At 65.3% G+C, this 11,582-nt stretch carries 14 protein-coding genes; 3 read left to right on the top strand and 11 right to left on the bottom strand.

Features of this window, described 5'->3' with window-relative positions; translation table 11 throughout:
• Nucleotides 1–14: 14 nt before the first annotated feature.
• From recO to rpoZ, 9 genes are all read right to left on the bottom strand, one after another.
• On the bottom strand, nucleotides 15–746 hold the full coding sequence (gene recO, locus MTBLM5_RS03335) for a DNA repair protein RecO (protein WP_173974385.1): 732 nt from the start codon (nucleotides 744–746) through the stop codon (nucleotides 15–17).
• A complete protein-coding gene (locus MTBLM5_RS03330) occupies nucleotides 743–952 on the bottom strand; it encodes a hypothetical protein (RefSeq protein ID WP_173974384.1) in 210 nt (69 codons plus the stop codon). The genes recO and MTBLM5_RS03330 overlap by 4 nt, the downstream gene beginning before the upstream one ends.
• 64 nt (nucleotides 953–1,016) lie before the next feature.
• Entirely contained in the window at nucleotides 1,017–1,928 is a 912-nt protein-coding gene (gene era, locus MTBLM5_RS03325) for a GTPase Era (protein WP_173974383.1), read from the bottom strand.
• Nucleotides 1,925–2,602 (bottom strand): ribonuclease III, encoded by a 678-nt coding sequence (rnc, locus tag MTBLM5_RS03320; protein WP_173974382.1) that lies wholly within the window; start codon nucleotides 2,600–2,602, stop codon nucleotides 1,925–1,927. The genes era and rnc overlap by 4 nt, the downstream gene beginning before the upstream one ends.
• 4 nt (nucleotides 2,603–2,606) lie before the next feature.
• Nucleotides 2,607–3,353: a signal peptidase I gene (gene lepB, locus MTBLM5_RS03315; RefSeq protein ID WP_173974381.1), complete on the bottom strand. Its 747-nt coding sequence runs from the start codon at nucleotides 3,351–3,353 to the stop codon at nucleotides 2,607–2,609.
• A gap of 94 nt (nucleotides 3,354–3,447) precedes the next feature.
• Nucleotides 3,448–3,855, bottom strand: a complete 408-nt coding sequence (gene acpS, locus MTBLM5_RS03310; protein ID WP_173974380.1) for a holo-ACP synthase — start codon at nucleotides 3,853–3,855, stop codon at nucleotides 3,448–3,450.
• Nucleotides 3,852–4,598, bottom strand: a complete 747-nt coding sequence (locus MTBLM5_RS03305; protein ID WP_173974379.1) for a pyridoxine 5'-phosphate synthase — start codon at nucleotides 4,596–4,598, stop codon at nucleotides 3,852–3,854. Before MTBLM5_RS03305 ends, acpS begins: the two co-directional genes overlap by 4 nt.
• Before the next feature lie 16 nt (nucleotides 4,599–4,614).
• Entirely contained in the window at nucleotides 4,615–6,768 is a 2,154-nt protein-coding gene (locus MTBLM5_RS03300) for a bifunctional (p)ppGpp synthetase/guanosine-3',5'-bis(diphosphate) 3'-pyrophosphohydrolase (RefSeq protein ID WP_173974378.1), read from the bottom strand.
• Nucleotides 6,769–6,855: 87 nt separating this feature from the next.
• Complete coding sequence (gene rpoZ, locus MTBLM5_RS03295; protein WP_173974377.1) at nucleotides 6,856–7,251, bottom strand: DNA-directed RNA polymerase subunit omega; 396 nt, start codon at nucleotides 7,249–7,251, stop codon at nucleotides 6,856–6,858.
• A gap of 176 nt (nucleotides 7,252–7,427) precedes the next feature.
• On the opposite strand from rpoZ, the gene MTBLM5_RS03290 reads away from it, so the two are divergent.
• From MTBLM5_RS03290 to MTBLM5_RS03280, 3 genes are read left to right on the top strand one after another with little or no spacing between them, the layout of a single operon-like run.
• Nucleotides 7,428–7,994 carry an NYN domain-containing protein gene (locus MTBLM5_RS03290; RefSeq protein WP_068497612.1) on the top strand — a complete coding sequence of 189 codons (567 nt, stop codon included), beginning with the start codon at nucleotides 7,428–7,430 and terminating at the stop codon, nucleotides 7,992–7,994.
• The gene (locus tag MTBLM5_RS03285) at nucleotides 7,981–8,628 is read left to right on the top strand and encodes a uracil-DNA glycosylase (RefSeq protein WP_173974376.1); all 648 of its coding nucleotides are present in this window, start codon (nucleotides 7,981–7,983) and stop codon (nucleotides 8,626–8,628) included. Before MTBLM5_RS03290 ends, MTBLM5_RS03285 begins: the two co-directional genes overlap by 14 nt.
• A 33-nt stretch (nucleotides 8,629–8,661) precedes the next feature.
• Nucleotides 8,662–9,081 carry a bacteriohemerythrin gene (locus tag MTBLM5_RS03280; RefSeq protein ID WP_173974375.1) on the top strand — a complete coding sequence of 140 codons (420 nt, stop codon included), beginning with the start codon at nucleotides 8,662–8,664 and terminating at the stop codon, nucleotides 9,079–9,081.
• Between the two features lie 206 nt (nucleotides 9,082–9,287).
• On the opposite strand, the gene MTBLM5_RS03275 is transcribed toward MTBLM5_RS03280, so the two are convergent.
• Nucleotides 9,288–11,219, bottom strand: coding sequence for a diguanylate cyclase domain-containing protein (locus MTBLM5_RS03275; RefSeq protein ID WP_173974374.1), 1,932 nt, complete (start codon nucleotides 11,217–11,219; stop codon nucleotides 9,288–9,290).
• Between the two features lie 71 nt (nucleotides 11,220–11,290).
• Entirely contained in the window at nucleotides 11,291–11,548 is a 258-nt protein-coding gene (locus MTBLM5_RS03270) for a hypothetical protein (RefSeq protein WP_173974373.1), read from the bottom strand.
• Nucleotides 11,549–11,582 lie beyond the last annotated feature (34 nt).

Raw genomic sequence — 11,582 nt, 5'->3', positions numbered from 1 at the left:
GGCAAAACGTCGCATCAACATATAGTACCCGACGACAGGAGGCGGTCAACCAATCGCAACCGCGCCGCCGGCATTGGCCGGTGCTGCGGCGCCAGGACGTGGCGTTCCAGGAAGAAGCCGGTCAGTTTCAGGCCCAGGGCGACATCGGGGGCACTGCCGATGCCGCCGGCCACCAGGAAGGCCGGCAGTTCCAGCAGCCGGTCTTGCCAGTCCTGGCCGGCCGCGCGGCTGACGGCGCGGCCGGTCCTGGGGCTGACATAGGCCAGGTCCGCATTGGTGCCGCTGACGGCGCAGACCGACAGGTCCAACCCGAACCCCAGAGCCCGAAGCAGCGCCAGTTCCCAATGCACCATCACCGTCGCCCATGCGTCACTGTCCAGCGCGTCCAGCAGGGCGGTCAGGGCGGCGTGGGCGGCCGGCAACGGCTGGCGCTCGGGCAGGGCCGCGTCGGCCACGGCGCAGGCCGCCGACAAGGCCGCCAGGCGGTCTGGATCGGCCATATGCAGGGCAGCGTCGGCGCGAACCAGTTCGACCCGGAAGCGCCCCAATTGCTCGGCCAAACGCCCCTGCCAGCCGACCCGCACCCGGTTACCCGGCTGCAGGCTGCCACGATTGGCCCGGCCCATCCCCCCAGGGACCAGCCCGGGATGGCGGCCGTGCGCCACTGTCAACACATGGATGACAGCGGCATTTTCCCCATGGCGGCGGGCCGACAGCACGATGGCGTCGTCGTCCCAATCCATCAAAGGAAGCTCCACACTGTCAGCAGAATGCCCAGGCCGGCACAGGCCATGCCGGCACTGGCGATGGCCACCGCCCAGCGGGCGACCGGCGGCGGGTTCTCGAAGGCTTCCTCGCCCAGCGCGCCCTGGCGCAGGCGCTGCTGCAGCACGGCGACCAGCAAGATGGCGCCGACCCACACCAGAATCAGTCCAAGCGAGCGTGCGTCCATGATGCTCCGCCGATCGCCCCCCCTATAAGCCTGAACGGGCCCGGCACCGGGCCGGCCTTCGGCCTTACGAATCGAAATCCAGGCCGAATTCGTTGTAATGCGAGCGCTTGTCCTGCCAATCCTCGCGGACCTTGACGTGCAAGAACAGGTGAACCCGGCGTTCCAGCAGGGCTTCCAGCTCGGTGCGGGCGGCGGCGCCGATGGCCTTGATCTGGTGGCCGTGCTTGCCGACGACAATGCCCTTCTGGCTTTCGCGCTGGACATAGATCACCTGGTCGATGCGGGCCGAGCCGTCTTCCTTTTCCTCCCAGGATTCGGTCTCGACCGTCAGGGCGTAGGGCAGTTCCTCGTGCAGTTGCAGGAAAGCCTTCTCGCGGGTGATCTCGGCGGCCAGCAGACGCTGCGGCAGGTCCGACACCTCGTCCTCGGGGAACATCCACGGCCCCATGGGGGTGCGCTCGGCCAGCACCGGCATCAGGGCGTCCAGGCCGCTGCCGGTCAGGGCCGAGACCATGAAGATGTCGGTGAAGATGCCTTCGTCGTGCAGGGACTGGGCCAGCTTCAAAAGCTTTTCCTTCTTGACCACATCAACCTTGTTGAGGATCAAGATGGCCTGGCGGTTGACCTGTTTCAGGCGAAGGACGATGGCGCGGCTGTCGTCGTCATAGCCCTTCGAGGCGTCGATCAGCAGACAGATCTGTTCGGCATCGTGCGCGCCGTCCCAGGCGGCGGCGACCATGGCGCGGTCCAGGCGGCGCTTGGGCTGGAAGATGCCGGGGGTATCGACCAGGATGACCTGGGCCGGGCCGGCCATGACGATGCCCAGCACGCGAAAGCGCGTGGTCTGCACCTTGGGCGACACGATCGACACCTTGGTCCCGACCAGGGCGTTGACCAGGGTCGACTTGCCGGCGTTGGGCGCGCCGACCACCGCGACATAGCCGCATCGCCGCTCGTTTTCCGGCACCTCGTTCATGACTTCACCTTCTTCAACAGGGCCGTTGCCGCCGCTTGTTCCGCCGACCGCTTCGAACGACCGCGGCCCAACACCGGCGCCTCGCCCTCGACGGTTACCGACACCAGGAACACCGGCTCGTGGGGAGGCCCTTCGACCCCTTGGGTTTCGTAGGCCGGCAGCGGCCGGCCCAATCCTTGCGCCCATTCCTGAAGCGCGGTCTTGGCATCCTTGGGCGGGGCCGGGCTTTCTTCCATCAGCGGCGCCCAGGCGGCCAGCACCAGCCTGCGGGCCGGATCAAGACCGCCATCGGCGAACACCGCGCCGATCACCGCCTCGCAAGCGTCGGCCAGCACCGCCGGATTGGCCCGCCCGCCGCCTTCTTCCTCGCCGCGCGCCAGCAGCAGATAATCCGGGATACCCCAGGAAACGGCGATCCGGGCCAGGGAATCGCGGCGGACCAGCGCGGCATGGCGCCGGGCCAGCTCGCCCTCGGCCTCGGTCGGGAAACGGTGGAACAGCATCTCGGCCACCACCAGCCCCAACACGCGGTCGCCCAGGAATTCCAGACGCTCGTAGGCGGTCGCCTTGCGCGGCGCCCGGCCATGGGTCACCGACGGATGGGTGAGCGCCTGGCTCAGCAGGTCCGGCCGAGTGAAGGCATAGCCCAGGCGGTCGGCCAGGATTCGGCTCATCGGCTTAGTCGATCCCGTCGAACAGGCGGGCGAAGCGGATGGCCCACGGCCATTTCCACACTTCCCACCACGAGGCCGAACCATCGCCCGAGAAGAAGATCACCTCGGCGCGGCCGACCAGATTTTCCGCCGGCACGTAGCCGACCTCGTCCAGGAAGCGCGAATCGGCGGAATTGTCGCGATTGTCGCCCATCATGAAGTAATGGCCGGCCGGCACAGTGTAGACCGGGGTGTTGTCGGCGATGCCATTGTCGCCGGCATATTCGATGATGCGGTGCTGGCGGCCGTTCGGCAGGGTCTCGATATATTGCGGCGCCCGCATGATGTTGCCTTCGCGGGTGAACTCGACGAAATCGTCGATGCGCTCGCGCTTGACCGGCTCACCGTTGATGTGCAGCAGGCCGCGGATCACCTGGACGCGGTCGCCCGGCAGCCCGATCACCCGCTTGATATAATCGACCTTGTGCTCGGGCGGCTTCTTGAAGACCACGACGTCGCCGCGTTCCGGCACCTTCTCGGCCAGTCGGCCGGTCATGGCGGGACCCGTCGAGAGAGGCACCGAATGGCGGGAATAGCCATAGGCGTATTTCGACACGAACAGATAGTCGCCAATCAGCAGGGTCGGAATCATCGAACCCGACGGGATATTGAACGGCTCGAACGCCACGGTACGCACGAAGCCGGCGATCACCATGGCGTAAAAGACGGTCTTGATGGTTTCCCAGGTCCCGCCGAATTTACCCTTTGACATAAAATCACCGCGTAATTATTTGATTTAATTGAAAACACGACCCGGTACCGCCCTGCCCGGCTGGCGCCGAGCAAAACAGCCCCGCCGCCTTGTGTCAAGCGGCGGGAATGGCCTGGATCACCACCACCGCCTCGGCCAGAGGCGGCTCGTCGGTCATGGTCAGCAGAAGCTGGGCAATCATGCCGGCCGGCACCATTTCCGCCAGCCGGCGGGCGGCGCCGCCGGTCAGCGCGAAAGTCGGCTGCCCGCTGGCCAGATTGACCACGCCGATATCCTTCAGGAACACGCCGTTGGCGAAGCCGGTACCCAGCGCCTTGGCGCAGGCTTCCTTGGCGGCGAAGCGCTTGGCGTAGGTGGCCACCCGCTGCTGGGGCGGGCGCCGTTCGGCCTTGGCCCGCTCGATGTCGGTGAAGACGCGACGGGTGAAACGGTCACCGAAGCGGGCCAGCGTCTTTTCGACGCGGCGGATGTCGCACAGATCGTTGCCGATGCCCAAGATCACCGCCCCGCCCCCTTGCGGGCTTCGTCCATCAGGGCGCGCATGTGACGGATCGAGGCCTCGAAGCCGATGAAGATCGCCTCGCCCACCAGGAAATGGCCGATGTTCAATTCAACGATCGAGCCGATGGCGGCGATCGGCTTGACGGTGTCGAACGACAAGCCGTGGCCGGCATGGCATTCCAGCCCGATGGCGGCGGCGTGGGCGGCAGCGGTTCTGATCCGGGCCAGCTCGCCGTCGCGGGTGGCGCCGTCATGGTCGCAATAGGCGCCGGTATGCAGTTCGACCACCGGGGCGCCGATGGATTTGGACGCGTCCAGTTGGCGCGGATCGGCCTCGATGAACATCGAGACGCGGATGCCGGCATCCACCAGGCGTCCGACCAGCGGGCGCAAGGAATCGATATGGCCGGCGACATCCAGCCCACCCTCGGTGGTGCGTTCTTCCCGCTTTTCCGGGACGATGCAGGCGGCGTGCGGGCGGTGGCGTAGCGCGATGGCGACCATTTCCTCGGTCGCCGCCATCTCGAAATTCAGCGGCAGCTGGATCTCGTTGGCCAGGCGCTCGATGTCGCGGTCGGAAATATGGCGGCGATCCTCGCGCAGGTGGGCGGTGATGCCGTCGGCACCGGCGGCGGCGGCCAGATGGGCGGCACGGACCGGATCGGGATGCAGACCCCCCCGGGCGTTCCGGATGGTGGCGACGTGATCGATGTTGACGCCCAGACGGAGCGGCAGCGCGGACATGTGAATGGTTCCTTGGCTAATTGCGGGCGCGATCGACGGAATTGATCAAGGGCGTCGCGCGCAGCGCGGCGATGACATTGGTCAGGTGCTTGACGTCCCGGACCTCGATGTCGATCAGCATCTCGAAGAATTCGGTGGTGCGGTTGGTGATCTTCAGGTTGGTGATGTTGCCCATGTTCTTGGCGATCACCGTGGTCACCGTCGACAGCGTGCCGGGCTCGTTGTTGACCACCAGATCGATGCGGCCGATATGGGCCTTGCCCTCGGTCTCGTCCCACGAGATATCCAGCCAGCGTTCCGGCGTCTCGGCATATTGTTCCAGATTCTCGCAATCGATGGTGTGAACCGTCACCCCCTTGCCGGTGGTGACGATGCCGACGATGCGGTCGCCCGGCAGCGGATGGCAGCAGCCGGCGAAATGCACCGCCATGCCGGGGATCAGGCCGCGGATCGGGACTGCGTTGCCCCGCTTCTCGCGCTCGTGGGCCGGCTTGGGCTTGGTGCGGCCCAGATGGACCACATTGTCGGTCTTCTGGGCGTTCTTCAGCTCTGGGTACACCGACGACACCACATCCTTGGCGGTGACCGTCCCCTCGCCCACCATGGCCATCAGATCGTCGGCGGTGGGCGCCTTGAAGATCTTGATCACCCCTTCCAGCGCCCGCTCGGTCAGGTCATAGCCTTCCTGGCGGAAGGCGCGCACCAGGATGGCCCGGCCCAGATCGAGATACTGGGCGCGCTGCTGGGTGCGGACAAAGCGGCGGATACGGGCTCGCGCCTTGCCCGAGACGACGAAGCGTTCCCAGGTCGGGTTGGGGGTCTGCGCCTTCGAGGTGATCACCTCGACCTGATCGCCGTTATGCAGGCGCGACCGAAGCGGCATGATGCGGCCGTTGATCTTGGCGCCGACGCAGGTGTCGCCGACATCGGAATGGACGGCATAGGCGAAATCGACCGGGGTCGCCCCCGACGGCAGCGAGATCAGGTCGCCCTTCGGCGTGAAGCAGAACACCTGGTCCTGGAACATCTCGAGCTTGGTGTGCTCAAGGAATTCGTCGGGGTTCGAGGCGTGTTCCAGGATGTCCAGCAGCTCACGCAGCCAGCGATATTGCCGCCCGTCGGTCATGCGGCCGCCGCCGGACTTGTATTTCCAGTGGGCGGCGACGCCCAACTCGGACACTTCGTGCATTTCATCCGTGCGAATCTGCACTTCGATGCGGTGACGCTCGGGTCCGAACACGCCGGTATGCAAGGAACGGTAGCCGTTGGGCTTGGGCGTCGAGATGTAGTCCTTGAAGCGGTTGGGCACCATCGGATATTTCGAATGGATGACGCCCAGGGCCCGGTAGCAATCCTCCATGGAATCGACCACGACGCGGAAGGCCATGATGTCGGACAATTGCTCGAAGCCGACATTCTTGCGCTGCATCTTCAGCCAGATCGAGTAAGGCGTCTTCTCGCGTCCCGACACCGTGGCCTTGACGCCGGCTTCCTCGAAGGTCTTGCGCAGTTCTTCCAGGATGCGACCGATCAGGTCGCCGCCCTGCTCGCGCAGGAAATTCAGCCGGGCGATGATGGACCCGCGCGCATCGCCGTGCAGTTCGGCGAAGGCCAGGTCCTCCAGCTCCATCTTGATTTCCTGCATGCCGATGCGTTCGGCCAGCGGAGCATAGATTTCCATGGTCTCAAGCGCGATACGGCGGCGCTTGTCGGGATTGGCGATATAGCTGAGCGTGCGCATGTTGTGGACGCGGTCGGCCAGCTTGACCAAAAGGACGCGGATGTCCTCGCTCATGGCGATGACGAGTTTGCGCAGGTTTTCCGCCTGCTTGGCGTGGTCGGATTGCAGCTCGATACGGGAAAGCTTGGTGACGCCATCGACCAGCCGGGCGATTTCCGGCCCGAACAGCTTTTCCAGATCGTCCAGCGTCGCCGGCGTGTCCTCGATGGTGTCGTGCAGCAGCGCGGTGATGATCGAGGCGGAATCGAGGCGGTAGCGGGTCAGGATGCCCGCCACTTCGATGGGGTGCGAGAAATAGGGATCGCCCGAGGCCCGCTTCTGCGAGCCGTGCATCTTCATGGCGAAGACATAGGCGCGATTGATGGCGTCCTCGTCGGCGGCCGGGTCATAGGATTTGACCCGCTCGACCAGTTCGAACTGACGCATCATGGCGCCACCTCGGGCCAAGGCCTTCCGTGGCGCGGCATGGTGGGCGGCGCTTGGCGATGGGGCTGGGCCGTCGCCGCCCGCATCGGGTTAGTCCACGTCCCCGTCGGCGAGGTCGCCGGCCGAGGGATCGAAATCGGCGCCGTCGGTGACGGTCAGGCCGGCCTCGTCGGCATCCTCTTCCGAGGCCATCGCCTCGAAGCCCAGGTCACCCTCGGGCATGAAGGATTCCATCTCGTCCTCTTCCGGCTCGTCATTCTCGACGTGCTTCTGCAGGCCCTGGACCAGCGCGTTGCGCAAGGGGTCGAGGCCGATGGTCTCGTCGGCGATCTCACGCAGGGCGACGACGGGGTTCTTGTCGTTGTCGCGTTCGACGGTGATGCGGCCGCCCGACGAGATGTCGCGCGCGCGCTGAGCGGCGATCAGAACCAGCTCGAAGCGATTGGGAACCTTGACGACGCAATCTTCGACCGTAACGCGAGCCATGAATTTTCCTCGAACTGAGATTTGACCTGAAAAAAGAGTCCAGCTTATAGAGCAGCCTCACCACAAAAGGCAAGACCTGCCGGACTCGAAGGTCCTTGCGGTCCGCCGCCATGATGCCTAGGTTAGGCTTATTCCCGGCGCGTTTCCGCCACATCCTATATTTAGTAGAGATTGCCATGCATTTCTATGACACCGAACGGGTCGGCCTGTTCATCGACGGCTCGAACCTCTATGCCGCCGCCAAGGCGCTGGGTTTCGACATCGACTATAAGCGGCTGTTGCAGCTGTTCGCCTCGAAGGGCCGGCTGATCCGCGCCTTCTATTACACCGCCCTGATCGAGGATCAGGAATATTCGCCGATCCGTCCGCTGGTCGATTGGCTGGATTACAACGGCTACACCATGGTCACCAAGCCGACCAAGGAATTCACCGACGCGCTGGGCCGGCGCAAGATCAAGGGCAACATGGACATCGAGCTGGCCATCGACGTGATGGAGATGGCCCCCTACATGGACCATGTGGTGCTGTTTTCCGGCGATGGCGATTTCCGCCGCCTGGTCGAGGCGGTGCAGCGCAAGGGGGTCCGCGTCTCGGTGGTGTCGACCATCCGGTCGCAGCCGCCGATGATCGCCGACGAATTGCGCCGCCAGGCCGACACCTTCATCGAGCTGCTGGACCTGGAATCCCAGATCGCCCGCTCGGGCGGCCCACGCGACCCGGCGATGCCCCGTGACCCCGCCTGAGTGTCCCGGGCGCGATTGCGCCCTGTGCCCCCGCCTGGTCGAATACCGCAACACCAACCGCGCGGCCCAGCCCACTTGGCACAACGGCGCCGTCGCCTCGTTCGGCGATTTGTCGGCGCGCTTCCTGTTCGTCGGCCTGGCCCCCGGCCTGAAGGGCGCCAACCGCACCGGCCGGCCGTTCACCGGCGATTATGCCGGCGACCTGCTTTATCCGTCGTTGAAGTCCGTCGGCTTGGCCACCGGCACCTATGGCGCCGACCCCGCCGACGGCTTCACCTTGCAGGACGCGCGGATCACCAACGCGGTGCGTTGCGTGCCGCCGGCCAACAAGCCGCTGCCGGCCGAATTCAAGGCCTGCCTGCCGTTCCTGGCCGCCGAGATCCGGGCCATGCCCAACCTGGCCGGCCTGTTCGCCATCGGCCGCGACGCCCATCAGGCGGTATTGACGGCGCTATCCTTACGCAAGTCCGCCTTCGTGTTCGCCCACGGTGCGGTTCACACCCTTCCGGGTGGCCTGATCATGACCGACAGCTATCATTGCTCGCGCTACAACACCAATACCGGGCGCCTGACCGAGGCGATGTTTCATCAGGCGCTTGCCACCCTTCTGGACAGGACGGCCGGGAAGCCCTAAATCCAAGTGGGAATGGGGAATCAGGGACGGGCCATGCCAATCATCGAATGGTGCGAGGAATACCAACTGGGCCTGCCGACGATCGACAAGGACCATCGCGAGATGGTCGAATATTGCAATCACTATCTGAGTGCTGTCGATCGGGGCGCCCCCCTGGAGGAGCTGGCCGGCCTGTTGGATCGCCTGATCCTGCGCACCAAGGCCCACTTCATCGCGGAAGAGCGGCTGCTGGATCGCCACGGCTATCCGGGCCTGGCCTTGCACAAGGCCGACCATGACCGCCTGCTGGTCCAGGCCGAAACCTTGCGCGACCGCTTCGACCAGGCCGACGAGGACGACGCGGCGACCCACCAATTGGTGACCGAGACCACCCAATTCATGCGCGAATGGCTGCTGGACCATGTCCGCGTCAACGACCGCCCGTTCAAGCCGTTCCTGCGCAGCCTGAGTTAGATCAGGCGAAGCGGAAAAACTCGGCGTTGCTGTCAGCTTGCTCAATCCGTCATGGCCGGGCTTGACCCGGCCATCCACGTGTCTTCGCAAAAATTCCATTGGAAACGGATAGTTAGGCGGCGCCGCGTGGATGCCCGGATCAAGTCCGGGCATGACAAAATGGGGCGTTCGGACACCAGATCGGTGTTTTTCCGCAGCCTGTTAGATCAGGCGAAGCGGAAGGCGTTCTTCCCGGATTTCTTGACCGCGTACATCGCCTCGTCGGCGCGCCCGACCAGGGCGGGTCCGGTATCGGCGTCGTCGGGGAAGATGGCGATGCCGATCGAGCCCCGCACGTCCGCCCTGCCCGCCTCGAGCTCGAACGGTTGGGCCAACTCTTCCAGAATCTTGGCCGCGACCCGCTCGACGTCGGCCTTGCCGTGCACGCCGGGGATGATGCAGGTGAACTCGTCGCCGGCCAGGCGCGACACCGTGTCCGAGGCGCGCACGCAATCTTCCAGCCGCTTGGCCGCCTGCTGCAGCAATTCGTCGCCGGCGGCATGGCCCAGGGTGTCGTTGACCGCCTTGAAGCCGTCGAGGTCCAGGAACATCAGGGCAAACCGGCTGCCATCGCGCTGGCTTTGCCGCACCGCCTGCTGCAGCCGGTCGGTGAACAAGGACCGGTTGGGCAAACCGGTCAAGGCGTCGTAATTGGCCTGGCGCCAGATCCGCTCCTCGTCTTCCTTGCGGTTGGTGATGTCCGAGAAGATGGCGATATAGTGGGTGACCGCCTGGCCGTCATCGCTCATCAGGGCGACGATCGACAATTGCTCGGCATAGAACTCGCCCGACTTGCGACGGTTCCAAATCTCGCCGCGCCAGCGGCCGGTGGCGCGCAGATCATCCCACATCGTCTGATAGAAATCGGCATCGTGGCGGCCGGAACTCAGGAAGCCGGGATCGCGCCCGATCACTTCGGCCGATTCGTAGCCGGTGATGGTGGTGAAGGCCGGGTTGACGTATTCGATGATGTTGGCGGCGTTGGTGATCACCACCGCCTCGCTGGCGCTTTCCACCACCTGGGCGGTCAGGCGGACCTTGGCCTGGGCGGCCTTGATGGCGGAAATGTCGTAGACCCAGGCCAGGTTGACCGGCTCTTCCTCGAAGAAGGTCGAGCGGAGCGTCAGGAGGCTCCAGAAGGTCTCGCCGCCGCGGCGGATGAACTGGACCTCGGCATCGTCGATATGGCCGTCGCGCTTCAGGGCCTCGACCACCGCCTTGCGCTGGCTCTCGTTACGGAACAGGTCGCGGGCCGGGTGGCCGATCAGGTCATCGCGGGTGGTGTTGATGATGTCGACGAAGCGGGAATTGGCGAACACCACGGCGCCGTCGCTGCGCCGCGACACCGACACGCCGACCGGGCTTTCCTCGAGGATGCGCCACAGCCGTTCCTCGGATTCCTTGAGCTTGCGGGCCGCCTTGACCCGTTCGGCCAGATCGTCCTTGATGCGGCTGACCATCGGGCGGAACACCATCGCCGCCGACAGGATCAGCAAGGCCAGGGTGGCGGCCAGGGCAGCCCCGTGAAACAGGAACAAGCGCCGCAGCCGCTTGTCGTTTTCCTCGCGGTAACGGGTCACCAGCCGATCCAGCAGGACCAGCAAGGGCTCGACCCGGCTCGGCGACAAAGCCTTGGCGTCGGTATCGTCGGCGGGCAGGCGCTGGTCGGCCTTGGCCAGCACGGCGCGGGCCTGGCCGACGAAGCCCCGCATCTCGTGATCCAACCGGCCATCGGGACCGAACAGCAGCGCCTTGATCGCCGCCGATGGCGGCGCAGCCCCCTTGACCTCGGGCATGCCGGCGACCAGGCCGAAATGCGCCGATTCCAGCCGGTCAAGCGCCAGGGCCAGGGCGGCGCGTTCGTCGAGGCGGGCCTGGGGTTCCAACGGGCGGGTCAGATTGGCGACGGCGAACACCACCCGCTCGACCAGCGGGCGTTGCTGGGCGGCGACACCGATGACGGCGCCGCCGGCCTCGGCATCCATCAAGATGCGGACCAGCCCCAGGAACGAGGCGATCGCCAGCCCGCCGATGATCGCCAGAACGGCGACATAGCGAATGGTCAAATCCCTGGTCAGTCTGGTTTCCGCGTTACCCATTGCCCATCAGTCACGCTGCCCCTTCTCGGGTCATAACATGACAAACTCGGTAACGCGATGCCGAAATCGGGTTATTTCAGGCTTTCGACATTGACCGATTCACGCGGCGGAACCGGCTGGGTCGGCTCGGCCGCGGGCTCGACCAGCGGAACCCTCTGCGCCGACGCGGGTTGTGCCGCCTGAGAGCTGGCGTGCAGTTCATCCTCGGGCGGCGCGCCGTTCTCGCCGCGCGAGCGTTCGTATTCCTTGACGCCATGGGCGGCCAAATCGACCACCGCACAGGCCGACAGGACCACACAAAGGGAAAGAAGGGCGGCGATGCGTTTCATGGCGACGAATATAGGACAGCCGAGGGGCTTCGCA

Origin of the sequence: Magnetospirillum sp. LM-5, assembly GCF_902729445.1 — a bacterium.
Classification (GTDB): Bacteria; Pseudomonadota; Alphaproteobacteria; order Rhodospirillales; family Magnetospirillaceae; genus Magnetospirillum.
Note: the sequence above shows the minus strand (reverse complement) of the source record. Positions and strands in the feature narration are given on the sequence as shown.

Coding starts and splice junctions, on each gene's coding strand:
- MTBLM5_RS03330 (WP_173974384.1), bottom strand. CDS start 952: ATGGACGCACGCTCGCTTGGACTGATTCTGGTGTGGGTCGGCGCCATC.
- era (WP_173974383.1), bottom strand. CDS start 1,928: ATGAACGAGGTGCCGGAAAACGAGCGGCGATGCGGCTATGTCGCGGTG.
- rnc (WP_173974382.1), bottom strand. CDS start 2,602: ATGAGCCGAATCCTGGCCGACCGCCTGGGCTATGCCTTCACTCGGCCG.
- lepB (WP_173974381.1), bottom strand. CDS start 3,353: ATGTCAAAGGGTAAATTCGGCGGGACCTGGGAAACCATCAAGACCGTC.
- MTBLM5_RS03305 (WP_173974379.1), bottom strand. CDS start 4,598: ATGTCCGCGCTGCCGCTCCGTCTGGGCGTCAACATCGATCACGTCGCC.
- MTBLM5_RS03300 (WP_173974378.1), bottom strand. CDS start 6,768: ATGATGCGTCAGTTCGAACTGGTCGAGCGGGTCAAATCCTATGACCCG.
- rpoZ (WP_173974377.1), bottom strand. CDS start 7,251: ATGGCTCGCGTTACGGTCGAAGATTGCGTCGTCAAGGTTCCCAATCGC.
- MTBLM5_RS03290 (WP_068497612.1), top strand. CDS start 7,428: ATGCATTTCTATGACACCGAACGGGTCGGCCTGTTCATCGACGGCTCG.
- MTBLM5_RS03280 (WP_173974375.1), top strand. CDS start 8,662: ATGCCAATCATCGAATGGTGCGAGGAATACCAACTGGGCCTGCCGACG.
- MTBLM5_RS03275 (WP_173974374.1), bottom strand. CDS start 11,219: ATGGGTAACGCGGAAACCAGACTGACCAGGGATTTGACCATTCGCTAT.
- MTBLM5_RS03270 (WP_173974373.1), bottom strand. CDS start 11,548: ATGAAACGCATCGCCGCCCTTCTTTCCCTTTGTGTGGTCCTGTCGGCC.